This window comes from Photorhabdus sp. P32 (assembly GCF_038085095.1).
GTDB classification, from domain to species: domain Bacteria; phylum Pseudomonadota; class Gammaproteobacteria; order Enterobacterales; family Enterobacteriaceae; genus Photorhabdus; species Photorhabdus luminescens.
This window is the reverse complement of record NZ_JAZGJN010000229.1, coordinates 1-21,455: the sequence shown is the minus strand read 5'-3', so window position 1 is coordinate 21,455 and position 21,455 is coordinate 1. Positions and strand designations below refer to the sequence as shown.

The following is a 21,455-nucleotide window of genomic DNA, read 5'->3' as shown; positions in this document are numbered from 1 at the left end:
CCAGACACTATTATTGACAATATTTGTCTGCATCAATTAACCGTCTCCATTCTCGCGTTTGATTTGGGTGTTGGCCTCATCCAGCCAACATTCAAATTCATCCAGTGCCAGATTATCAATCTCGCTCGGCTGGAACCGGAACCATCGTGCTAACATCGCCGATGCTTGCCACACTGTTTTTATTTCCCTGACCCAATCCGATGACTTGCTGAAATCGTTGCTGCAATGCCAGATAATCAGCGACATCCATCTGTTCGATATCTTCTGGTAACAACCCTGTCGAACGTGCTATCAAAATATCATCCCAGTCAGTAGGGTTTTCGCTGGCTCGCCGGGCAGCTTTGATATCTTTAACTCTCAAACGTGATAGCTGGAGCTCTTCAATGCGAACGCCAGCAGCCGTGGTATAGGGAAATTGAAGATGGTAAGTCGTAGTTGACATGATGATACTCCTCTGTAAGTTTCATTCAGTATCATTCATGTATGGAAACGGAGATATTAAAGGGGATTAAAGAAGAAAGGGGCTGATGCCCCTGTCATTAGTGAGTGCGAAAGCCTTTACAGTTACAGAAAAAATCTATCAAATATTCTTTCCCTTTCTCTGCACCGATATCGGAAAACCAACCTTCCGGTGGAATCCACCTATCAATCAAGTCGGCGAGCTTTCTGGCTTTGGAACGAGAGCAGTCAATAGGATCATTGGTTTTCTGAGTAGAAAATAAAGTCTCCACACCTGGAATGTTTAAAACAGCAAACCATGTACCATTAGGTAATCCAAGACTGGGAATATTCTGGTCTTTATTCACTAATTCTACCGTCATTATTTAGTTTAACCTCCGATATTGATGCGATAATCGGTCAATTGATCAACGCCGCCAACACGGAAGATATTGGCCAAATAATCCAGTTCTAGCAATTCTTCACCATCCAGTACCTGTTTAATATAGGTACAGGTAAAGCTACTGGAAAAATCAGCATTTTCATGTTGTTTAAATGTGCCCAGCGGATTCTTCTTAAATAAGATGGTTAGATACGTCACCAATGGCACTTCATCAATGCGCCCCTGTGAACTGAATTTCTGGACGCTGGAACGGCACTGTAAAGCCAGAGACTTATAGGGATTGGCAGCAGATAACATAGCGTCACGGTAGAAACTGTTCCATTTGATCTCGCCTTCCAGCTTATCGAAGCCTGCCGGTAATTCCACCTTACCGACCATCCCCAGCGCCTTATGCTCCTGCATGGTCATGGAAACGTCTGGCAGTTTCACTTCTTCCGCCCGTCCCAGCAGGTTATTGCCATCAATATAAATGTTGGCGTTGGTGATGCGGTTAATTTCTATTTTTCCAGCCATTAATTACTTCCCTTTAAATTCAGCAAATATTCAGAGGTAATCTCAGTTTCGAATGTCAGCCGTTCCAGTGGTGGCGGTGGTGTATATTTATAGCTGAATAACAGATGACCAGCAGTCAGATCAGTTTCTTCATTACGTGTAGGGTCAAACCAACATTTGAATCCCAATAAGGCACCATCGGCAATCAATTTACGACCATAGGCATTCACAGATTCTGTCAGGGCATCTATCAGCGCCGGCGTGATCGGCATATCGATATATTGCTGACTGAAGTAACGCAGGGATTCATTAATCACGTCTCCTGTTCTGCGCACGTTCTCGAAGTTACGCATGTGTGTCACAGTTGGCCACGCGGCGGTACGGTTGCCCCATAAGCGCAAACCAGAGCCATAATTATTGAACACTGTAGTAATCCCTTGTTCATTGAGCTGGTTCACTTCACTTTGTGGATCGTCAATCATGGCGGATAGCTGACGCTCAATCCCGGTGATCCCCCTAATTTCTTGATTGGAGGATGACCACCAAAAACCTTTGTCTGCATCAATCTTGGCACGCAGCCCTGCTGCACGAGATGACAATGGTTCCAAGCGCTCGCTATTGCTTTCCGCATCATAGACTTTGACATATGGGTAACACAGCCGGACACGATCAGAACTGGTATTAAAATTGATTGTGCCAGATGGGCCTCGGCCACTGATAGCCTGAGCAAAAGTGGTACCTATCGGGGCATCAATATAAGTCATGGCACCCAATTTAGTTGCAAGGGCAATCAGTTCTGTCGCCACACTTAGCTGGGTACAGTAAACAGGAGCCAGCAAGATCTTGGCAAAAAATCCATACAGGTTATAAGTATCATTCAGCAACTTCATACCTGTACGGTTACCCGCTGCACTGATGCTGCCAATAATGTCAGCGGGTGTTACCAACGTGGGATCGGTAAAGTCATAACTGGCCATTACGGTTGTACCAGCAATGATGTTTTTACCGATGTTTTTGAGCCTACCTGTTTGAACATCCAGAGAATAATCTTGTCCTTCTATATAAGGCGCACTATCAGAGTTGGCTTTTAGCAAGACATTACTGACCACGGGGTTAGCCAGTTTTGCTGTTCCTGTGGTTTTATCAAAGATAATACTTTCATTGGCAACATTGGCTTTATGCACTTCAGGATCAAGAACATTAATGACCAGCACAGTTCCCGCACCATGATCATAAATAGCATCCAGTGCTTGTGGGATGGTAAAACCATTCATTTGAGCACCAAATTGAGCTGTATCTTTTTCTGACAGACAAAGTGTCACTGTATTTACTGGCCCTATCGGTGCAGTACCAATTAAGCCGATCACGGCGGATTTTACTGTCTTGACCGGACGGGAGCCTTGTTCGACTTCGATAGTTTCGACGCCATGTAAATAATTAGCGGCCATCAGTGACCCCCTCAGACTTTTCTTTTTTCTTCAGGATACTTTTTTGCTGTTCTGACAATGGATGAAGATATCGCAGTGCGATCAATGTCTTCACATAATCATGTTGTTCCGGTAAATCAATAGTTTTTTCTGACCAGAGCAAGACTTCTGTGCCATCAGCTAAAGTGACGCCGCTTGCTGGGCCTGTATAGAGGTATTTCATTGTTTAGTTTCCTCATAATTGATTTGGGCTAACGGCGGGCCATCCGGTGACTCACTATCTTCGATAAATACACTTTCAGTCGCAAAATCCAGCGTGTATTGCCACAAGCCAGCTATCTCACCGAGAAATGTATCCCGTACCAGCCAACATTTACGTTGGCAGTTCGGTGGTTGGAATCCGCCGAGAACCCGGCGTACATCATCCAGTGTGGCAACGGCTCCATGACACCCATTAAGCTGACGAAAAACGATAGTGGCATTGAGCATGACAGTTTGTGTCTGCAATACTGCTCCAGCATCTTCAGGCTTATCAAAGCGAGAGCCGGGATAGCTGATTAAAATGGCTCCCACGGGATGGTTCAGCCTGAATTCAGTCGGCCTTTCAGGGAAATACTCCACCTGTAAGCTAGGTAGCTTTTCTTTTAGCCTCATGACGATGGCATCAATGATCGGCGAAACATCCATTAGTATTTCTCCAACATCCCTTGACTTCCCCCAAAGGTGGGATGACGCGCTCGAACACGAAACTCTCCCGGCTCAGAGGCATCTTTTCCTGTGGAAAGCAGGCCCAGTGTCAGTTTGGCATCACGAATATCAGCCAGTTGGCGCAAAACAATTTTGTAATCATCTATCACGGCTTCAGGAATAGAGCCTTCTGGACGGCGGGCATACAACCGATAGCGTGTTAACGTAATAGCAGCATCGCGTAATACCGTGGGAACCTCCGCCAGAGGCAGGATGTAACGCCCACGTAAATGGGCATCAATAAGTTCATCGGCATAGCGAATGACACTGTTAACCACAGTTGCATTGATTGTCTGGGCATTAGGCTCTTCGTTAGACAACCATATCAATGATTGCGTTGGTATCTGCCCTTGCAGATCTGCCAATGAGCAATACATGTCATACACCACGTAAGATGCGAATAACATTGCCAGCAGCCGTGGCTTCATCTAGCGCAAATCCGATAGATGTTCCGGCAGCATTCTCCGCAGAACTTAGTGGCACTGCACAGGCATTCTTATCCGACTGTACGACTTGCCCGCGAGCTATTGGCCCACCTGCTTCAACAGCAATAATGCCCAAGACATTGACTGGAATAGCATCACCTGCTTTCGCATCCATTTCCGCTATACCAAGTGCAACGGCTCCAGCCTGACAAGGGGCATTATCGGCCCCCACCAAACGATGCTGTACGATATTAGCCGTGGCGATGATGGTCGTGGTCAATACGGGTTGTTGTATTACTGCCATGATTGTTACCCTTACTTCACAATATTGGTAATCAGATAGCCAGCATCACCGCCAACAACCGCAACTTTATAAATATCGGTATAACGGCAGTAATTCACCTTGCCGCCAACACCCGGATATTTATCCGCTACAGGCATTCCTTTGCGGCGAAACGTATAACCAAATGAAGGCTCATATTCATCAGCGCTTTCTGCTCCTGCCTGCGGAAGTGATACGTAATGCAACATCAAATTATCAGCCCAGATATCAACGGGATTTTCTTTAATGCTTGGGGTAGAAACCGGTTCACCAACGACAACGTTCTGGATTTGGAAAAGATCTTTGAGTATTTCTATTGTGATACGTTTACGTTCGTTGGCTCCAATAGCAGCCTGAATTTCAGGATGAAATTTCAACAGTGACATCACGCAAGCCCCCATTGTCATGAGGTTTGGACGTACACCAATGGCAGTACGAACAACATCAATTCCAGCTTCAATGACTTTGATTGGGTTACCTTTGCCGCCAACCCAACGTTCATTAACTGTCAGGCTCTTCACCGAGTCATTGAGGTAAACCGCAGGGTCTTGTGCCAATCGAGCTGCATACAGTTCGCGTTTGAGATTCACGCCATTGGTGGAACGACGGATTGCCTTTGCTTCTTCATTAAATAAAGATTCTGATTTCTCGCGATAATCAACAGGTGTAGCTAGATCATGCTCGTTGAGCACGATATCTAACGAAGAACCTTTCTCACGGATCAAAACGTTACTGTTGGCGCCAACAGCACGCTTGGTGTCATATTCCACAAAAGCACTTTTACCAAATGTCGGCACACTAGCACCTTCTTTCTCCATTTCGACAACAGGGAAAAGATGTTCGCCAATGAATGCCGCATTTTTATAACCACGTGCAACACTGGTTAGCACAGGGTCAACAATACGTTTGCCTTTCAAATAATCAGACATTTATCTCTCCTCAATAGTTACGGTTGCAGTGTTACAGGCAGCGGGCAACGGCTACGTCGTAACTGATACCTTCTTTCTTCGCTAGAGCGACGGCTTTTTGATGCAGCGCCAGACGCTCAGGATCTGCATCAGAAAACTCAGCAATATCTGATGACGTGTTTTGGTCAACCCGGTCTTTTGTTGCATGTTCGCCAAAATTAATAACAGGCTGGGCAGAACTCAGCAGATCTTTAAACGCGGTAGCCAATGGTTTTTTCACATCACCTTCAGCAAACTCGACAGGGGAATTTCCTTGAGTTACAGCGTCCAGCAAGGCGACCACGACAGATTGGGCAGCAGGCGCCAATTTGCCGTCTGCGACCAGCTTTTCGGCAAATGCCACGTTTCCGGCATGTTGCTCAGTTTGTTTGCGCTTTGCGTCGGCAGCATCACGGGCAACAAGCTGTTCTTTCAGGCGGGTGTTTTCATCTTTGAGCGCTTTTTTTTCTTCATTTGTCACGATGTTTTCCTCACGTTGATGTGTGTTATTGGGTTCATGAAAGGCAGGAGCAGGCTGAGTTGTGCTATAAACTTCTTCACGTAATGAATCCACTTGCCAAGAAGGAAGCGCTTTGTCTGCTTCGTCCATACCGAATTTACTGATCAAAAATTCTCGCAGACGCCCCCAAAGTGAAGCGTTGGTGATGTCACTCCAATCAGAGAACTCCACGACACCATGTTCTTGCTCGCTGAATTCAACCTGTTTCAGTCCTTTAATGGCGGGTGGCTGTGCGCCCAAAAAGCCGACATGACGCAAATAGAGCACGCCGGGTTTAGGGTTGTTTGGGGAATCCGGTAAATAGAAAGAAGCAGAGATTTTTTTATAGCGGCCTGCATCGACCAGTTCAGCGAACTGAACATCAACTTGTTGAGTCTCTGCAATCAAGTCATCACCGGAAGACGTCAGCGATTTAACCCAACCATAGGCGGGTAAATTATCTTTTGGATGCCCAATTACAATCGGTGCTTCATGCAACGATGAGTCATAAGCCTTTGCACAAGCTTGCAAATCTGCGGTGCTGAACGGCAATTGTTTGCCATACATATCGGTATGTATACCGGATTTGAAAATGTGAAGTGACTTCATTTCACTGCCTCTATTACGTTAATAGAGGCAGTTTCTCCGCAATCAGAAAAAACAACTTTTAATCTGCTTTAGAAAAGATTTGGGAAGGAAATAATAAAGTGGAACTGCATGCAATTAGATATCGAAAATTTGAGTCTGTAAACGCTTTATAAAGTCTTTTGCGGATGACAATGATAAATCACCCGCATAGGGAGGAAAAGTTTAACGATGCGCCGCTGATTCAAGATGTCGTTGAATGGTGCTTAATACAGCTCTTGCTGCATCTGGTGATAATTCGCCTTGTTCTGTTACGGGCAGATAAGGCCGGGCTGGTAGCAATAAAGATTGATTACGGCCAGTTTTACCTCCCAATTGATGAATACGCCCGTAGACTAAGTTTGTACCGACAACTGCCGTATGGGCATCATAGTGGGTACTGACTGAACGCATCAAACGAGCAGTTTTTTGCAGCGTTTGACCACCACGTTCCTTTGCAGCTACAGAGGGTATCCATGCCGGACGTCCTTCAGCTTCAAAGTTAAAGGCGGTTTCTGCTGACAATGTCCCAGCAATTTTACGCATGGCAGGTGTCAGATCATTAGCAGCCAATTCTAATGCCCGTAATCCACGTCTTAGGTCTTCATCATTAATGGTGATAGTAAGATTACCCATTATGTCCTCTCAGTTCGCGGCGGGCCAGTCCAGATAGCTCTCCCTGATATCTGGTCAAATCGGGACGATATGCTGCCCCCGGCGAATATGACCAACCTACATCAGTCGCCACTTTTGTTATACCTGTGTTGAATGTAGCAACGGGCTGCATCTCACCTGTTTTTTGTGAAACCAATTTCAACTCCCAGCCCATTGCTTTACCTGAATTCATAACTTTCATCCCTCTGGCACGAACGTCATCATGACTGAGAGCAATCACACTGCAACGGCAACGCCAACCATTAGGAGGATAGAAAGCTTGCCAAAATGGGTCGTCAGAGCGAAATACCAAACCATGCAATGCGAGATGGCCCTTGCGTGTATAGTTATCGTTGATCCCTGTATACATCCAGTACGGTCGGTCATCAACATTTTCCATTTGTTCGGCCCAACGGCCTGCACTGTACAGCACTGACATGTTGGTACGAAAGATAGTATCAAGGCGCCACGGGCTACCTTGCTGAACAGTGACACGTTCCCCTGTAACGGGGTCATCGGTTTCTTTCGTTCCCCACCATCCCTTACGTCTTAATGTTGGCTCCAGCTCCTGGCGAAACCAACGATCAGTCTTGCCTTCATCCAGTGCCTGTTGTAGCACTTGGTGAATATCTTCCAGAATATCCAGACGCGTGACTTTCGCCACCGTGAATGCACGGGAGTGAGTCTCTTGCCAAAGCTCTTCCCAATCCCACGTTATCTTGTAGCCCTTAGATTGCAGATAACCAATGGCTCGCTTGGGAGGTAATGTCATGCAATACGCCAGTTCAGGCGTGGTTATGCTCATGCAAGCGCCCCCAAATGTTAGACACAAACAAAACCCGCGCTAGCCGCTCTTGCAAACCATCTGCGTCCATTTGTGGATAAAACTCGGCTAACTCTCCTATAAGATCGCTGGGATTAGCACCGTTTTGAACACGATGGAACAAAGGAGCCAGTAGAGATTTCAACGATTCATTCAATGATCCTTCATTCATCAAAATATCCAGCGCTTCATCTAAGGTGTCCTGTGCTGCTAAATCTGCGTTCACAGCTTCAGAAAACGCCAGTGGGAGTGGTGGAGTAGGCGTGGTTGACAAGGTTGTTTCATCAATATCCCCATCCTGCAATTGATATTCGCGTTTCCAGTATTGCGGAGTAAATCTGACACCCGCCTGACTCAACTTAACGTCACGATTAGCCTGTGTTTCATCAACCGATTGCTGTTCCCAAAGACGATAGACCGGACATTCAACGTTACCGAAGTTCAGTTCTACGACCCAGCGTATAGCCTGATTAATGGCGCTGGTGATAACGTCAACATCAGCATCACGAATATCATCCGTTACCTCCAATCCCGCTTGTGCAGAGGCTTTATTGCTGTTTGCTTCGGTCGTTTGGTTTTGTCCCAGTAACGCAATGGAGATCTCACTGCGAGCAACGGTAATTAAGTTCTGATAAATATCACTGCTGTCTGATTTACCTGCTGCCTCTTTAATCTCAACGGAGGAATCATCAGGAATGGCGGCAACTGCATCATCAATCATTGCTTCCATCGAATCCAATAACAGATCAATTTCACTTTGTGGCGTACCTCGTGGATGTTTTCCAATTACCCACGGTGAACCATACTTCTCGGCAAAGCGTACCCAAAACTTCATGCCGCCTTTCTTAAAGGTGACGGGCCAGAAGCACATTGATAAATCTGGAAATCCGTAAGGGTTGTCATAAGTAGCGTCTTGACGTGGCGTTACAAATTTATAGAGAGGAACCCGTTCTCCCTCAACACCTGCATCACGAGCACGAAAACGCAGTTGGTTATCACGGTCATAGTGGAACCAGTCAGGCGGCTTACTAACGATATCTATCACTGACCATGATTGATGCTGACTCCACATCAATTCACAAGGCTGATAGCCGTACAGAACAGCGTCATGCATTTCGCCAATGATACGTGACATATCCAAGTCCGCCAGCATGTCGCGGATAAAGTTAAAGACTTGCACAGGGGCATTGCTGCGTTCTACACCACGCTCCAGTGCTTTCACTCCGGCCTTGCGGCGGCGAATACATCCACCAACTAGAGGATCAGTACGTAATTCACGATAGATACGAATATCCCGCCCTTGGGCTTTGAGAATAGGATCAGGATTAGGTAGATATGTCCCCAGACTGTAGAAGTCAATGGAACGGCTACGCGATGCAATTTGTTCAGTGAACGACTGCTTTGATTTGGAAAAGTTAATAAATTCTGTTGGTGAAACCCAGATACCACGAGCCATTAATATCCCTCCAGCATACGTGCAGACTGACGACGACGGCGGGAACTTGCCTTTACCGGACCTTTGTTAATTTCACGGCTGGCGAAGTACGCCAGAGCAAGGGCTATCGCTGCATCACCGTGGCGCTTGCCGCCGTCCGCTTTTGCTTTTGAGCGCTGATCAGGTACACGGGGAACACCGTTAATAACCTGTACTGCCCTCAGATCATCCAAAGTGTCTTCATCCTTTGGCAGTGCCTCCAGATTGCCGTCTTCCAGCGCAGCCTTCACCGGGGGCATATTGTCACGGTACCAACCTTCGGTGGGCATGACTTGCTGCACACGGCTGGCGCCATATTTTTGCATGGCATATTCAGCCAAATAAGCACCGTTACCACGGGCATCAAAGGCTGCACCCAGTAAATTAGGAAGTCCATCCATTAGATACCAAGTGATTTGCTCCTGTTGTTTGAATGGCACGTTGCGCAGTTCCAACACGAACGGCACTCTGCGTACCAGATTTTTTTGTTGCAGCAATGGATAATCCACGGACAAATCGCCACTGCGGCCAAAATCGCGTCCCAGAAACGAACGAGCATCAGAAGGCAATGCATCTAGCAACGGCTTCAGGTTGGCTTTTAGCCACTCTTCGGTATCTATGCGGCGTATTTCATCGTATTTAAGCTCATATCCTTTCGGGCAAGTCAGTCGCAGTACTGGCGTATCGGGAGACATCCGAGATTCAATCAAAGCGCGGGACAACCAAGCTCCGCCACCATTAGCAGGAATACAATCCAATTCTTCTGATGCCCCGGCTCCGTAGAATTTGTATACCGACATCATCCACTGTTGTTCAGCCTCTTGTGACCATTCACGTCCGGTACGTAAGCAGACACGGTGAAATAGTCCTTCAGCTACAGCCTCCTTAAAGGTAATACGGTGGATAACACCGTCCCTGCGTCCTGCCCGGATATCGTTCAGCAACTCATTAAACAAGTTGCTATCTCCGTTATGGGTGGAGATCACTCGCACTTTACCGCCCCAGATAAGCATGGCTAGTGCCGCTTTCAGTAATTCATCGAGCTGTTCGTGGAAAGCAGCCTCATCAATGACAATGATCCCCTGACGGCCACGCAAGTTAGACGGACGGCTAGAAAGCGCCACTACACGGAATCCAGAGTCTGGGAATTTGATAGTGAAGGTTTTGATGTGCTTATCATCTTCGTCTTCTTCCCAGAACCCTTCCTCAATTTCACTGGCTGCATAGTTGAAGGCACGAGCCCACATTGCACAGGCTTGAATATATTCAACGGTCATATCTTGGTTATAGGCGATGTAATACACATTCATGCCACCAGCAGCAGTAGAAGATGCAGCGATGAGTACATTATCTGACGCTTCAGCCCAAGTAATTCCCGTTCGACGACTCTTCTCATTGACTTTAAGAGGAGACGAATCGGCCACCCATCGTTGCTGGTATGGTAATAAGACGACAGGTGCTGCTATTGAGGAAGTATCTGGTAGGACAGGTGCAAGCTGATTCATGTAGCAATTCCCAATATTTCCCGACGTAATGCAGCAACTGCTTCGGTAGATAATCCACCTTTGCGTGCAATTTTCTCTGCATTACTTGCAGCAGCTTCAGCCCGTGCCCGGACTTCAGATTGGAATTTTTTCAGATTCACGCTAGCACGAGAAAGTGTAGCTACGTTTTTCGCAACCTTTGAGAGCAATGTGACGCGTTCTTTCGGATTAATTTCTCCTTCTTCAGCCTCCTGGAGTTGAATAATACTTTCAAAAAGTTCAGTCTGAATTAAAGCAATCACAGCCTCAGAACGTGCATCTTGATCATCCACTGCACCTTCTGTCAGCATCCGTGCTGCTTCTGTTGCCGCCCGTATTGCACCGTATCGCTTTTCTATTTTTTGTCCATAACGGTGAATAGCGGACTTACTGATTACATAACCTTGATCACGCAGTAAGGTTTCGAGTTCTTGGTATCTACTAAACCCTGATTCAGTCAACGCCCGCTCCAACCAGCGCCGAACGTCTTCAGGGAGTTTATCGATTGTGCTTCGACGCGCCATTATTCACTCCAGTATTTTTCAGGGCGAGCAATACCAAGACAGCATTCGACCGTATATTCAACGACATCAACACCAATCCGAGTTAAGTCAGCAAACCAACTACCCGATGGCTGTTTATTGAGGTCAATTAATTGACTGCCTGCCAGATAATCCAATTCTTTCCGTAATTCCAATGCAGTGACGTCAGGATAAATCGCGCGAGATATATCCAATAACAGCGTTTCACTGGCGGTATATGGGCGGGTTTTATTCAGTGCGACCAACAGACTCCAGCGCAATGATTCACGACGAACACGGGCAACATCAATCATTTTGACCTCCGGCAATTCGGTGCTGCTGCACCACCTCTAATTTGCTATAAAGTGCATCCAGTTTTGCTTCAATTACTGTCTGACCACGAATGTAATCTTCACGGCGTACATAGTTCAGAGGGAGTTCAGCTTTGAATTGCATGAACTCGCGTTCGAGCTGGGACCAATTGTCTACGGAATTTTTAAGCGCCAGTTCTAACGATGCATGTCGTTCATCCTGCCGTTCTTCCGCTTTAGTGAATAACCACTTTGCGATACCAAACACAAAACCGAGAAAAGAGAGCAGAAAACCTACGACAGCCCAAAATTCAATTTGTAGTGTCATTGTTGTAATCCTTTGATGTAATCCAACAGGCCATTAACCTGCGCTTTCAATGCAAGACACTGTTCTCCGTTGTCAATGATATTGGAGAGGATATCTCGTTGTGTGATATCGGATGGCCGTAGCTGGGCACCAGAGCTTTCATTTCCACGGGACGTTTCATCAGCGCCGGAGGTAACGGAGGTAGGACGAATTTGTTCACTGGACAGGCCGAAGGCGGCGTTGTATTGCTGCACGAAGCCACGAGTAAACACGCAATTAACGGGATGAAATTGTTGTTTTTCATCCATCCAACGTTGAGTAACATGGTCAATCTTCCTCTTGAGTTGCTGGTTTTGAGTGCGGAGTCGTTCAATGTCATTGAGATAATTAGCTTCTGCCTGATGCGCCGTATTAACCTGCATTTGGTAACGTTTCTGCAAAGCATTAAGCGCTGCCAGTTCCCGTTCTGTCCGTTGTTTTTCCAGTAGGAGAAATTCGGCTTTCTGTTGTGCCAATGCGGTATTTCCGGTCTCCGTTGCTTTCTGAAAGCCTGTGGTATGGCCTCTCCAATGAGCCAAAGCGAACATGCCAATTAGCGACAAAATCAATACAACAGGTTTAGCCCACAATTTAACTGGCACAGCTAGCACCTCCCCAAGCCAAATAGCGCGGTGCGAGTGCCAGTAATATGCGTCGGGGATAATAACGATTCTCCTTCCATGCTGAGGCCCGGCGCCCTGCGTTCTGAAATTCAACGTGACCGAACCAGACCCACGGATTGAGACCAACTTCTTCGGTTTTCTGCTTATCCTGTAGTAACCAGCCTAAACCTCCGTTATAGGAAGACAGCACCATTGCCATTCTTTGGCACTTATCGGCAGCTTTAATGCGTTGCCATAGCCAATGGTCATAGTGAACCATTGCCCGTATAGACCAGACTGGATTGAAGGGATCTTTATTGGATAATTCAGGGATACGTTGACCGATCCAGTCTGCGGTTGCAGGCATGAATTGAGCCATGCCCTGAGCACCGACAGGAGAAACTGCTCGTGATTTCCAACCACTCTCTTGATGCAACTGAGCGGCAAAATCAGCTACAGGTGCATTCAATCCCCAGATCACACGAGAAGCACGTATTAAGTCATTGCGGTATTGCTGCGAACGGTGTGGTGGTTCGTTAGCCAATGCTGGGCTGACCATACCGCCACACCATAACAGTACAATTCCGATAATCTGCCGCCAATTCATAATCATAACCCTGTAGCTACGCTCAGACAGGTGGCGGCAACAATCAGTGCACGGCGTATCAAAACGGCAGAAAACACCAGATGGTAGCCAGTCTGAACGGGATATTTTCCTTCTTTCATGAGTATCTCATCATGTTTCAGATACTGACCGGGCCTTGCTTTCGGGAATAAACTGCGGTCTAGCCAATACCCCAAGACAACAGCCAGAGCAATAAGCGCCAATTTGTAGATCACGACGGGGACTTGCTGGGGGGAAGCCAAACCGATAGTAAGCAGCAATAGAACAGCTGTTAACAACCAACCACCGAGGCGTAATTTTTTGATAAGTGATATAAACGATTTGAAAGTTTTCACTGAACTGTCTCCATAGTCGTTGATGGAAACAGTTTTGCCAATTTATTGGGAAAAGGATTTTAAAGGGCGTTAAGAGCGCATCAGAAAAGTAAAAGACAGGATAAGAGCGACCTACCTAACGCTCGAACACTGGGTAGGCTATCAACTCACAGGTATGTACTGTGAGTCAACCTAGGCTCTTTCCGTTATTGATTATTGATGACCGGAAAAGCCTGGCTCATTTTCAGCTAATGGAAAAGGCTTACGGATAATGAAAGAACAAGCTTTACCCATCGTTCCGTGGATTGGTGGTAAACGCCGATTAGCAAAACATATTTTACCGTTATTTCCTGAGCATACCTGTTATGTCGAACCGTTCTGTGGTGCTGCTGCACTGTATTTCCTAAAAGTACCGAGCAAATGTGAAGTGATTAATGATATTAATGGTGAGTTGGTGAATCTTTATCGCGTGATAAAACATCACTTGGAAGAGTTTGTCCGGCAATTTAAATGGGCATTGGTCAGCCGCCAAATTTATAAATGGTTACAGATTACCCCCGAAGAAACGCTAACCGATATTCAGAGAGCAGCGCGTTTCTATTATCTCCAAAAGCAGGCATTTGGCGGTAAGGTTGCTGAACATACTTTTGGAACTTCCACCACCAGTCCACCGCGATTTAATTTGCTCAGAATAGAAGAAGAATTATCAATGGCTCACCTAAGACTGGCAAGAACGATCATTGAAAATATGGATTGGGCACAATGCATCCAGCGGTACGACAGACCGCATACACTGTTTTATTGTGATCCTCCATATTGGGGTACAGAGGGATATGGTATAGAGTTCGGGCTTGAGAACTATGATCTATTAGCAGAATTAGCACATACCATCCGAGGGAAAATGGTGGTTTCGGTGAACGATATTCCAGAAATGCGCAAGGCGTTCAAAGGGTTGACAATGCAAGCAGTTAATATCGGTTACAACTTAAAAGTTACGGGGAAAGTTAAACAGAGTAAAGAGCTGATCATTTGTAATTTCTAATAACCGAGAATGGCAAGGCAATATATTTGCTTTGCCATTTTTTACCTTTAACCCAAGCCAATAGAACGGGACACAAACTGTAAACCTATTCCAAGAGTTTGGCTAACTAAAGACCTTAATGCTTCTTTACCTTCAGTCTTCAATGTTTCCTTAATTTGATCACCTAATGGAGTTTCTAAGCTATCAGGGATTACTTTGAGAACTTCTAAACCCTCAGCGGTTAATACGGCTCTATGACAACCTTCAGAGCTCATAGTCCCTGCCAAATAACCATTCGTCATGAGCCAATCCGCGGTATCCAGAAAAAATCTATGATCTTCTACTGTAGTACAAAGTTCGTCAGAGTATGTTCCAGCAGAATATTGAAGGGGTTCACCGATTATCTCTGTGGATAAAAGATCTATCTTTAAAGGAAATGACTCATATAATTTCCCAAATATAATACCTACAATTTCATTAAATTTTTCTATGTTTGTAGTAGACATAAATACCTTATTTGTTTCTAAAGTTTCAATTTCAACGTTCCACCAGGTACATTCTGTTGATCTAAACAAACAGATTGGCAAGCTGATTTAGATATAGATAAAACTGTTTCGTTATCTTCTATATCAAGAAAACAATTATTCCCATTAGCTATATAATCATTGGGCAGTTTGGCATTTTCATCAATATGAAATTTGATAGTTGTGCGTGAAGGATAACTGTTTTCGTAAACTGTGATGTCAGTAAATTGATCAGAGTATTTATCCAATCCTGGGCACATTTTTCTAATAGTTGGCAATAATTGATTGATAGTGGGATCATCTGTTGCTATTGAGAACACAGGGGCTGGAGCTTTTTCAGACTCAATCTGAACGCTATTTTCTGTTCCATCACTACACCCCGCCAAAATAAATATTGCGGGAATTAATAACTTACGCACAGCTCATACCCTTATATAAAATAAAAAATAACTATATTTTTAAGAATTTCTACGTCGCAAGATTACGTCTATGGTATCAATAACATTCTTATTTTCACCTATTATCCTATTTTCTATCTTCCTGTTCTTGTCCATGTTTTTTCCACAAATCATTATCAGTACGGTCCAAGAGATAAAAATTATTAATGTCTTATCATTAACTGCCAATACATTAGTAGATCCTCCACCAAAAAACATCATATAAGCATTCCATAGGGGAAACGTAAATGGTATAAGCACGAGGCTAAGTAATAGCAAGCAAGGTGTATTAATGTAATAACGCCATTTAGCATCTTTATTTTTTATAAGTAATTCTCGTTTTATAGCAAGTAACTCCCGACTATCCCTTTCATGAAGCTCACGCGAGCGAGATGGTACGGGGTTAATATTGACGACTGAACCTACATGAATAGAGCCATGATTATTACCACCAACACTGATGGTTATCTGTCGTTCCTGTCCATCTTGGGGAAGTTGTTTAAGGCTATCAAAAACTTGTTCTGCTAATGTTTGTAATTCTTCATCTCTTCTGTTCATGCAAATCCTTTATTTTTTTAATGATTAACAACCAGTTTTAATACTCTCTCAATTCTACTGTCATCGACAGCCGACTCTTTAATTAAAAAGTTATATATTTTTGATGATTGCAGGACGAGTTCATCGGGTGTCCAGCGGCGATTAGCCTGTCGTGCCATCGAATCTAGTTTATGAACAATTTTTCCCAGTAATTCTTCATCTATCTCACTGTTTTTGTAAGCGGTAGAGGCTGACTTTTGAACTTGTCCTGTGATCAGGTACAACACATCAAGACCAGCTTTTGCCCAAAGGCTTATAGCATCAGCCCCTGGTGCAGATTCATCTTTTTCCCACCTTATCTGTGATTTTCTTGATGCACCAACCATCTCCGCGAAATCAGACTGACTAAACCCCAATCGCTCACGCTCTTTTTTTAATCTCTCACCAAGAGACATTTTTGTCACCAAAACCCTTTACAAGTCCCATTAATGGGACAATAATGTCACATATCGTACAAACATCATTGCATTACCGGAGGCCATTGCATGACACCCGATAAAATTAAAAGCCGCTTTCAACAACACGGCATCACTATTACCCAATGGGCACAGGATAACGGGTATTCCCGTGAAGCTGTATACCGAGTTCTTAATGGACAATCCAAAGCTAATTACGGAAAGGCCCATGAAATAGCGGTAAAGCTAGGTCTGAAAACGCCAAGTTTAGGCATTTAAATTTAGCCTAACTATTTTATCACTCTATGTAACAGATTATCACATATTGAAAAGGGAGAATGTGACATGCGCAAAATTAACGTTTCCAGTTCTGGTACGCGCATATTACGAGTTCTTAAGGCTCTACGTGGTCATTCCTTGTCTGGGATGAGTAATGGTGAATTAGCGGAATTACTGGGGGAATCTCCTGCAAATATTAATCGTGCACTAAATACATTAATAGAAGAAGGGCTGGCGCAAAAACTGGGTAGCGGCAGATATGCACCCGGTATGCAATTACTGCAAATAGCACAATCGTTCTCAAATGAAATGGCTAACACCCAAGCCAAAATTACAGAAATGAATCAGCGCGTTTTGGCTGGTAGCAGAAATTAATTAACAAGAGATTCATACAATGGCACGCTCAAAAAATACAACATCAGTAAAACTAGCCGAAGATGTTCAACTTGCTGACGATCTGCAGGTCAATCTCAACGCTATGACAACACACCGCCTGCAAATCATGGAACAGTTTGGAGATGGTCTGCCGTATGAACGTGAACGTATCGTTCACGAAACCCGTTTCTATATGGCTCAGAGTGCTGAAGCGATGTTGGAAGCTGGGAAGCGCCTCATTATTCTTAAAGAGAATGAACCTCATGGTGAATTTGTTGACATCGTTAAGGATCAACTTGGCTTGGAACCCCGAATTGCTCAAAAAATGGCACAAGCTGCACTCAAATTTCTTTCACCTGGATTAGAAACAAAAGCGAAAACGTTTTCGCTTTTGGGACGTTCCAAACTGTATGAGTTGATGCTTGAAGATGATGATGAACTGTCAGAATTGGCTGAAGGTGGCACTGTAGCAGGTTTGACATTAGATGATATTGATCGCATGTCTGTCCGCGAACTACGTAAGACCCTGCGTGATACACGCGCTGATCTGGAAATCTCACGCCAGACGGTGCAGGAAAAAAAGGAACTTGTTAGTAATTTGATTGAGGAGAAATCTGCAATCCAGCACAAACTTCAGCGCCGAATTAATCATGAAAAACCTGAAGAGGAAGGTGCTGCTTTGACACAAGAGGTTAATTCATTGTCTTTTTCTGTTGATGCCGCTATCACCAATCTTTTCAATGGATTTGAAACGCTTAATGGTCATACCACACGCACCGACATTAGCCATGTTGGGTTTATGGCAGGCGTACTTGATGACCTTGAAGTCAAAATTCGTAACCTACGTAATCACTTTAATCTGCCTGAGTACAGAGAACACAGCATTGTTCCTGATTGGGCTAAAGAAGGTGCGGAGGCAGAAGAGGAAGGATTTAAACGACCAGAATGGATGGATAAGGAAGAGACACATGAATAAATCTGAATTGAAAAAATGCTTGAAAAGAAACTGAAGGAATAAGGGCAATGACATGAATACCACAATGACCGAACGATTAGTTTCTATTGCACAGGCAGCATATAAAGCCGGACATGGCGGTAAAGAGGCAATATATCGGGCGGCTTGTGAAGAGCTGTGTATGTCACGTTCAACGTTGATTAAAAAACTCGGTGAAGTTTTTAGCAAAAAACCACGTAAGAAACGTTCTGATGCAGGCAATAGCGCACTAACACGTGAAGAAGCAACGTTGATTTCAGGAATATTGATAGAGGCCACTCGTAATACAGGGAAACGGTTATATAGTCTCGAACAGGCCGTTAATGATCTGCGTTCAAACGGCCTGATTCATGCAGGCCATATTGATACCGAAACGGGCGAATTTTCTCCGTTATCCATTGACGCTATTAGTCGTGCATTACGCCAGTACAAACTTCATCCTGAACAGCTGAAAGTGTCTGCACCCAGCCTACAATTGGCTAGCCTGCATCCCAATTATGTATGGGAATTAGACGCTTCAATTTGTGTACTGTATTACCTAAAAAATCCAAATAAAAACAATGGAGTTGACAGTGGGTTACGCATGATGCCTGTGGCTGAATTTAATAAAAATAAGCCGAAAAATCTGGCTCGTATTATTAATGATCGTGTCTGGTCGTTTGAATTAACAGATCATACAAGTGGCTGGATATATGTTGAATACTTATTTGGCGGTGAAACCAGTCAGAATTTTACTTCTGTATTAATTAACGCAATGCAAGATCGCGGTGACGCAGATGTATTACACGGTGTACCCCAAATTTTATTTACTGACCCCGGTTCAGCTTTGACAGCACCTACACTACGCAACTTGTGTAAGGCTCTAGGCATTCAAATGATACAACACAAGGCCCGTAACGCCCGTGCTACAGGCTCTGTTGAAAAAGCGCGTGACATCATCGAACGCAATTTCGAGTCCGGTTTACGCTTTCGACAGGTTGATGATATTGATGAACTGAACCGTCTGGCACGGCTATGGCGTATGAAGTTTAACCGCAGTGCAATACATAGCCGGCATGGACAAACCCGTACCGATTGCTGGCTAAAAATCACAGCAGAACAGTTAGTAAAAGCGCCTGCCATTAACGTTTGTCGTGAATTGGCAATTGGCGCACCAGAAAGCCGTAAAGTACAGGCAACCTTGCGAGTATCTTTCAGGGGGCGTGAGTATGACGTCAGTACCGTTCCTGGCGTAAGTGTTGGTGATTCAATCATGATCACCCGCAATCCGTGGCGTGACGAAGAGGCACAGGTAGTCATTACTGGTGAAGATGGCTTTGATGCTTTCCATCTTGTTAATGAAGTCACTAAAGATGAGTATGGCTTTGCCATCGGTGCACCTGTAATTGGTAGTGAATTCAAGGCCATTCCTCAAACAATTACACAACGTAATTTAGCCGAAATTGAACAGAAAATCATGGGGACAAATAGCACGGTTGAAACTGAAATAGCACGTAAATTGAAAACACTACCCCTCAATGGTCGGTTTGATCCATATTTGGATATTGAACGTAATGATGCACCAACATATATGCCAAAACGTGGACAAGCTTCTACGGTACATAGTCCACGTATTGAACAGCTTATGAACCCAGTTGATGTTGTCAAAATTTTACGTGAACGGTTCCAATCACATGGCAAGACATGGTGTGGTGAATTTTATCAGCAAATAGTTAAACGCTTTCCTAATGGTGTTCCAACAGATCAAATTGATGAGTTGGTTGATGAATTCATGGGGCAATCAACAACAGTTACACGCAGTATTGTCAACGGTAATTAGTTTTTCATGGCGTATATTTAAGGAAAAGGATAAATGGCAATTAAAGTTCATAATCCACTACCCTCACTGGAAACTCAAATTACAACTAAGGTTTATTTATAAAAGTGACACAGTTTGTTTTCGTGAAATGCATGATAACGTAAGAAGTATACAGGATATTTGGCCAAGGAATGATATTGCTATCTATTATTATCAATGGCATATGCAGGAATAAATGTAGGTAATGCTTGTTGACGAATATGGTGTTCAGCAACGATATATCTTTGGTCGGGTACGCAAGGTAGCCGCTTAACGGAGGGATTATTATGCTGGTGTTTAAACAACAGTTACAAACACATCAGTTAACGCAAAGTGCAACAGCAAATGCTGCGGGAATTTCAGCGGCGGCGTTGGCTCAAATTGTTAATCACAATATATGGCCACGGCAGAACGTGGATGCAATTCGTCAACGTATTACTGATTTCTTGGCGAAAAAAGGTATCGATACCGCAAAAAGTTTTGAGGTGGTACAAGCAACCGATAAATTAGATACCTATGCCGATAATAAAAATACAACTCTCATTTCTGAGGAGGAAAACATGTTACTAAAAAAACAAGTATTATTTCCAGCTACGAAAAAGCATTTTGGTTTATTTCGTGATCCATTTGAAGATAGTGCAATTCAAAGTGCTGAAGATGTTTTTGTAACTCCAGATAGCCGTTATGTACGGGAAGCCATGTATCAAACAGCCCGCTATGGTGGTTTTTTGGCAGTATCAGGGGAATCGGGTTCAGGTAAAACGACGCTGCGTCGTGATCTTATTGACCGTATTAACAGGGAAAATGCCCCCGTTATTGTTATTGAACCCTATGTACTGGCAATGGAAGACAATGACGTAAAAGGTAAGACCTTGAAAGCATCAAACATTGCTGAGGCTATTGTGAATACCCTGGCACCGTTGGAAAATCTGAAACGATCGCCTGAAGTGCGCTTCCGCCAGTTGCACAAAACATTAAAAGACAGTTCTCGGGCTGGTTATCAACATGTGTTAATAATAGAAGAAGCACACTCGTTGCCTTTACCGACATTAAAACATCTTAAGCGGTTCTTTGAACTGGAAGACGGATTTAAGAAACTGTTGTCGATCATTTTGATTGGTCAGTCTGAGCTGGAATTAAAGCTATCGGAACGTAATCAAGAGGTTCGTGAAGTAGTACAACGTTGTGAGGTTGTTAATTTGTTTCCTCTTAATGATTATCTGGAAACATTTCTGGATTTTAAATTTGGTCGTGTAGGTATGAATACTAACAAGATCTTAGATAATAGCGCTATTGGTGCTATCCGTGACCGTTTATGTCTTAGTCGGCATAGCGGTAAAGAGACCGTTAGTTTATTATATCCATTAGCTATTGGAAACCTGATTATTGCAGCGATGAACATGGCTGCAATTAATGAGATATCTATGGTTGATGCCAATATTATTCGCAGTGTTAGCTAAAATATCATTATGAGAAAAA

General features: G+C 44.3%; 31 protein-coding genes. 6 read left to right on the top strand and 25 right to left on the bottom strand.

Going from position 1 to position 21,455, the window contains the following annotated elements; all coding sequences use genetic code 11:
- Positions 1-36: 36 nt before the first annotated feature.
- From V2H77_RS06380 to V2H77_RS06280, 21 genes are all read right to left on the bottom strand, one after another.
- On the bottom strand, positions 37-156 hold the full coding sequence (locus V2H77_RS06380; RefSeq protein WP_110742787.1) for a GpE family phage tail protein: 120 nt from the start codon (positions 154-156) through the stop codon (positions 37-39).
- On the bottom strand, positions 116-442 hold the full coding sequence (locus V2H77_RS06375; RefSeq protein WP_341498149.1) for a phage tail assembly protein: 327 nt from the start codon (positions 440-442) through the stop codon (positions 116-118). Before V2H77_RS06375 ends, V2H77_RS06380 begins: the two co-directional genes overlap by 41 nt.
- A 97-nt stretch (positions 443-539) precedes the next feature.
- Complete coding sequence (locus V2H77_RS06370) at positions 540-821, bottom strand: hypothetical protein (RefSeq protein ID WP_341498148.1); 282 nt, start codon at positions 819-821, stop codon at positions 540-542.
- Positions 822-829: 8 nt separating this feature from the next.
- On the bottom strand, positions 830-1,354 hold the full coding sequence (locus V2H77_RS06365; RefSeq protein ID WP_088371087.1) for a phage major tail tube protein: 525 nt from the start codon (positions 1,352-1,354) through the stop codon (positions 830-832).
- Positions 1,354-2,781, bottom strand: coding sequence for a phage tail sheath subtilisin-like domain-containing protein (locus tag V2H77_RS06360; protein WP_341498147.1), 1,428 nt, complete (start codon positions 2,779-2,781; stop codon positions 1,354-1,356). The genes V2H77_RS06365 and V2H77_RS06360 overlap by 1 nt, the downstream gene beginning before the upstream one ends.
- A complete protein-coding gene (locus tag V2H77_RS06355) occupies positions 2,771-2,983 on the bottom strand; it encodes a hypothetical protein (RefSeq protein ID WP_088371085.1) in 213 nt (70 codons plus the stop codon). Before V2H77_RS06355 ends, V2H77_RS06360 begins: the two co-directional genes overlap by 11 nt.
- On the bottom strand, positions 2,980-3,447 hold the full coding sequence (locus V2H77_RS06350; RefSeq protein WP_341498146.1) for a Gp37 family protein: 468 nt from the start codon (positions 3,445-3,447) through the stop codon (positions 2,980-2,982). Before V2H77_RS06350 ends, V2H77_RS06355 begins: the two co-directional genes overlap by 4 nt.
- Complete coding sequence (locus V2H77_RS06345) at positions 3,447-3,884, bottom strand: gp436 family protein (RefSeq protein WP_341498155.1); 438 nt, start codon at positions 3,882-3,884, stop codon at positions 3,447-3,449. Before V2H77_RS06345 ends, V2H77_RS06350 begins: the two co-directional genes overlap by 1 nt.
- A 1-nt stretch (position 3,885) precedes the next feature.
- On the bottom strand, positions 3,886-4,236 hold the full coding sequence (locus V2H77_RS06340; RefSeq protein ID WP_341498145.1) for a DUF2190 family protein: 351 nt from the start codon (positions 4,234-4,236) through the stop codon (positions 3,886-3,888).
- Between the two features lie 11 nt (positions 4,237-4,247).
- On the bottom strand, positions 4,248-5,183 hold the full coding sequence (locus tag V2H77_RS06335; RefSeq protein WP_341498144.1) for a hypothetical protein: 936 nt from the start codon (positions 5,181-5,183) through the stop codon (positions 4,248-4,250).
- A gap of 31 nt (positions 5,184-5,214) precedes the next feature.
- Complete coding sequence (locus V2H77_RS06330; protein ID WP_341498142.1) at positions 5,215-6,309, bottom strand: peptidase; 1,095 nt, start codon at positions 6,307-6,309, stop codon at positions 5,215-5,217.
- Positions 6,310-6,510: 201 nt separating this feature from the next.
- Complete coding sequence (locus V2H77_RS06325) at positions 6,511-6,960, bottom strand: phage virion morphogenesis protein (protein ID WP_225816213.1); 450 nt, start codon at positions 6,958-6,960, stop codon at positions 6,511-6,513.
- Positions 6,953-7,783, bottom strand: a complete 831-nt coding sequence (locus tag V2H77_RS06320) for a phage head morphogenesis protein (RefSeq protein WP_341498141.1) — start codon at positions 7,781-7,783, stop codon at positions 6,953-6,955. Before V2H77_RS06320 ends, V2H77_RS06325 begins: the two co-directional genes overlap by 8 nt.
- Complete coding sequence (locus V2H77_RS06315) at positions 7,764-9,257, bottom strand: DUF935 domain-containing protein (RefSeq protein WP_341498140.1); 1,494 nt, start codon at positions 9,255-9,257, stop codon at positions 7,764-7,766. The genes V2H77_RS06320 and V2H77_RS06315 overlap by 20 nt, the downstream gene beginning before the upstream one ends.
- A complete protein-coding gene (locus tag V2H77_RS06310; protein ID WP_225816216.1) occupies positions 9,257-10,780 on the bottom strand; it encodes a hypothetical protein in 1,524 nt (507 codons plus the stop codon). The genes V2H77_RS06315 and V2H77_RS06310 overlap by 1 nt, the downstream gene beginning before the upstream one ends.
- A complete protein-coding gene (locus V2H77_RS06305) occupies positions 10,777-11,322 on the bottom strand; it encodes a DUF3486 family protein (protein ID WP_341498139.1) in 546 nt (181 codons plus the stop codon). The genes V2H77_RS06310 and V2H77_RS06305 overlap by 4 nt, the downstream gene beginning before the upstream one ends.
- The gene (locus tag V2H77_RS06300; protein WP_341498138.1) at positions 11,322-11,633 is read right to left on the bottom strand and encodes a hypothetical protein; all 312 of its coding nucleotides are present in this window, start codon (positions 11,631-11,633) and stop codon (positions 11,322-11,324) included. Before V2H77_RS06300 ends, V2H77_RS06305 begins: the two co-directional genes overlap by 1 nt.
- A complete protein-coding gene (locus tag V2H77_RS06295) occupies positions 11,626-11,958 on the bottom strand; it encodes a hypothetical protein (protein WP_341498137.1) in 333 nt (110 codons plus the stop codon). The genes V2H77_RS06300 and V2H77_RS06295 overlap by 8 nt, the downstream gene beginning before the upstream one ends.
- The gene (locus V2H77_RS06290) at positions 11,955-12,578 is read right to left on the bottom strand and encodes a hypothetical protein (RefSeq protein ID WP_341498136.1); all 624 of its coding nucleotides are present in this window, start codon (positions 12,576-12,578) and stop codon (positions 11,955-11,957) included. The genes V2H77_RS06295 and V2H77_RS06290 overlap by 4 nt, the downstream gene beginning before the upstream one ends.
- The gene (locus V2H77_RS06285; RefSeq protein ID WP_341498135.1) at positions 12,568-13,185 is read right to left on the bottom strand and encodes a transglycosylase SLT domain-containing protein; all 618 of its coding nucleotides are present in this window, start codon (positions 13,183-13,185) and stop codon (positions 12,568-12,570) included. Before V2H77_RS06285 ends, V2H77_RS06290 begins: the two co-directional genes overlap by 11 nt.
- 2 nt (positions 13,186-13,187) lie before the next feature.
- The gene (locus V2H77_RS06280) at positions 13,188-13,538 is read right to left on the bottom strand and encodes a putative holin (protein WP_341498134.1); all 351 of its coding nucleotides are present in this window, start codon (positions 13,536-13,538) and stop codon (positions 13,188-13,190) included.
- A gap of 250 nt (positions 13,539-13,788) precedes the next feature.
- Between V2H77_RS06280 and V2H77_RS06275 the strand changes: the two genes are divergently transcribed.
- The gene (locus tag V2H77_RS06275; RefSeq protein WP_341498133.1) at positions 13,789-14,559 is read left to right on the top strand and encodes a DNA adenine methylase; all 771 of its coding nucleotides are present in this window, start codon (positions 13,789-13,791) and stop codon (positions 14,557-14,559) included.
- Positions 14,560-14,606: 47 nt separating this feature from the next.
- On the opposite strand, the gene V2H77_RS06270 is transcribed toward V2H77_RS06275, so the two are convergent.
- Genes V2H77_RS06270 through V2H77_RS06255 form a run of 4 tightly spaced genes read right to left on the bottom strand, consistent with a single transcriptional unit; the run spans position 14,607 to position 16,491 of the window.
- Entirely contained in the window at positions 14,607-15,044 is a 438-nt protein-coding gene (locus V2H77_RS06270) for a hypothetical protein (RefSeq protein ID WP_341498132.1), read from the bottom strand.
- Positions 15,045-15,061: 17 nt separating this feature from the next.
- On the bottom strand, positions 15,062-15,481 hold the full coding sequence (locus V2H77_RS06265; RefSeq protein WP_341498131.1) for a hypothetical protein: 420 nt from the start codon (positions 15,479-15,481) through the stop codon (positions 15,062-15,064).
- A gap of 39 nt (positions 15,482-15,520) precedes the next feature.
- Complete coding sequence (locus V2H77_RS06260) at positions 15,521-16,057, bottom strand: hypothetical protein (RefSeq protein WP_341498130.1); 537 nt, start codon at positions 16,055-16,057, stop codon at positions 15,521-15,523.
- Between the two features lie 17 nt (positions 16,058-16,074).
- Positions 16,075-16,491 (bottom strand): helix-turn-helix domain-containing protein, encoded by a 417-nt coding sequence (locus V2H77_RS06255; protein ID WP_088371066.1) that lies wholly within the window; start codon positions 16,489-16,491, stop codon positions 16,075-16,077.
- A 90-nt stretch (positions 16,492-16,581) separates the two neighbouring features.
- Here V2H77_RS06255 and V2H77_RS06250 point away from each other — a divergent pair, with 90 nt between their 5' ends.
- The 5 genes from V2H77_RS06250 to V2H77_RS06230 all read left to right on the top strand — a co-directional run bounded on the left by V2H77_RS06250 (position 16,582) and on the right by V2H77_RS06230 (position 21,436).
- Entirely contained in the window at positions 16,582-16,770 is a 189-nt protein-coding gene (locus V2H77_RS06250) for a DNA-binding protein (RefSeq protein WP_036843666.1), read from the top strand.
- A gap of 66 nt (positions 16,771-16,836) precedes the next feature.
- A complete protein-coding gene (locus V2H77_RS06245; protein ID WP_036843667.1) occupies positions 16,837-17,145 on the top strand; it encodes a helix-turn-helix domain-containing protein in 309 nt (102 codons plus the stop codon).
- 19 nt (positions 17,146-17,164) lie between these two features.
- The gene (locus V2H77_RS06240) at positions 17,165-18,121 is read left to right on the top strand and encodes a DUF3102 domain-containing protein (RefSeq protein ID WP_445935464.1); all 957 of its coding nucleotides are present in this window, start codon (positions 17,165-17,167) and stop codon (positions 18,119-18,121) included.
- Positions 18,122-18,173: 52 nt separating this feature from the next.
- Positions 18,174-19,958, top strand: a complete 1,785-nt coding sequence (locus V2H77_RS06235; RefSeq protein WP_341498128.1) for an integrase — start codon at positions 18,174-18,176, stop codon at positions 19,956-19,958.
- A gap of 305 nt (positions 19,959-20,263) precedes the next feature.
- Entirely contained in the window at positions 20,264-21,436 is a 1,173-nt protein-coding gene (locus V2H77_RS06230) for an ExeA family protein (protein WP_341498127.1), read from the top strand.
- Positions 21,437-21,455 lie beyond the last annotated feature (19 nt).

Coding starts and splice junctions, on each gene's coding strand:
- V2H77_RS06275 (WP_341498133.1), top strand. CDS start 13,789: ATGAAAGAACAAGCTTTACCCATCGTTCCGTGGATTGGTGGTAAACGC.
- V2H77_RS06285 (WP_341498135.1), bottom strand. CDS start 13,185: ATGAATTGGCGGCAGATTATCGGAATTGTACTGTTATGGTGTGGCGGT.
- V2H77_RS06375 (WP_341498149.1), bottom strand. CDS start 442: ATGTCAACTACGACTTACCATCTTCAATTTCCCTATACCACGGCTGCT.
- V2H77_RS06255 (WP_088371066.1), bottom strand. CDS start 16,491: ATGTCTCTTGGTGAGAGATTAAAAAAAGAGCGTGAGCGATTGGGGTTT.
- V2H77_RS06235 (WP_341498128.1), top strand. CDS start 18,174: ATGAATACCACAATGACCGAACGATTAGTTTCTATTGCACAGGCAGCA.
- V2H77_RS06320 (WP_341498141.1), bottom strand. CDS start 7,783: ATGAGCATAACCACGCCTGAACTGGCGTATTGCATGACATTACCTCCC.
- V2H77_RS06370 (WP_341498148.1), bottom strand. CDS start 821: ATGACGGTAGAATTAGTGAATAAAGACCAGAATATTCCCAGTCTTGGA.
- V2H77_RS06360 (WP_341498147.1), bottom strand. CDS start 2,781: ATGGCCGCTAATTATTTACATGGCGTCGAAACTATCGAAGTCGAACAA.
- V2H77_RS06300 (WP_341498138.1), bottom strand. CDS start 11,633: ATGATTGATGTTGCCCGTGTTCGTCGTGAATCATTGCGCTGGAGTCTG.
- V2H77_RS06270 (WP_341498132.1), bottom strand. CDS start 15,044: ATGTCTACTACAAACATAGAAAAATTTAATGAAATTGTAGGTATTATA.
- V2H77_RS06355 (WP_088371085.1), bottom strand. CDS start 2,983: ATGAAATACCTCTATACAGGCCCAGCAAGCGGCGTCACTTTAGCTGAT.
- V2H77_RS06380 (WP_110742787.1), bottom strand. CDS start 156: ATGTTAGCACGATGGTTCCGGTTCCAGCCGAGCGAGATTGATAATCTG.
- V2H77_RS06345 (WP_341498155.1), bottom strand. CDS start 3,884: ATGTATTGCTCATTGGCAGATCTGCAAGGGCAGATACCAACGCAATCA.
- V2H77_RS06350 (WP_341498146.1), bottom strand. CDS start 3,447: ATGGATGTTTCGCCGATCATTGATGCCATCGTCATGAGGCTAAAAGAA.
- V2H77_RS06260 (WP_341498130.1), bottom strand. CDS start 16,057: ATGAACAGAAGAGATGAAGAATTACAAACATTAGCAGAACAAGTTTTT.
- V2H77_RS06250 (WP_036843666.1), top strand. CDS start 16,582: ATGACACCCGATAAAATTAAAAGCCGCTTTCAACAACACGGCATCACT.
- V2H77_RS06315 (WP_341498140.1), bottom strand. CDS start 9,257: ATGGCTCGTGGTATCTGGGTTTCACCAACAGAATTTATTAACTTTTCC.
- V2H77_RS06325 (WP_225816213.1), bottom strand. CDS start 6,960: ATGGGTAATCTTACTATCACCATTAATGATGAAGACCTAAGACGTGGA.
- V2H77_RS06305 (WP_341498139.1), bottom strand. CDS start 11,322: ATGGCGCGTCGAAGCACAATCGATAAACTCCCTGAAGACGTTCGGCGC.
- V2H77_RS06245 (WP_036843667.1), top strand. CDS start 16,837: ATGCGCAAAATTAACGTTTCCAGTTCTGGTACGCGCATATTACGAGTT.
- V2H77_RS06240 (WP_445935464.1), top strand. CDS start 17,165: ATGGCACGCTCAAAAAATACAACATCAGTAAAACTAGCCGAAGATGTT.
- V2H77_RS06335 (WP_341498144.1), bottom strand. CDS start 5,183: ATGTCTGATTATTTGAAAGGCAAACGTATTGTTGACCCTGTGCTAACC.
- V2H77_RS06230 (WP_341498127.1), top strand. CDS start 20,264: ATGCTGGTGTTTAAACAACAGTTACAAACACATCAGTTAACGCAAAGT.
- V2H77_RS06330 (WP_341498142.1), bottom strand. CDS start 6,309: ATGAAGTCACTTCACATTTTCAAATCCGGTATACATACCGATATGTAT.
- V2H77_RS06310 (WP_225816216.1), bottom strand. CDS start 10,780: ATGAATCAGCTTGCACCTGTCCTACCAGATACTTCCTCAATAGCAGCA.
- V2H77_RS06365 (WP_088371087.1), bottom strand. CDS start 1,354: ATGGCTGGAAAAATAGAAATTAACCGCATCACCAACGCCAACATTTAT.
- V2H77_RS06340 (WP_341498145.1), bottom strand. CDS start 4,236: ATGGCAGTAATACAACAACCCGTATTGACCACGACCATCATCGCCACG.
- V2H77_RS06295 (WP_341498137.1), bottom strand. CDS start 11,958: ATGACACTACAAATTGAATTTTGGGCTGTCGTAGGTTTTCTGCTCTCT.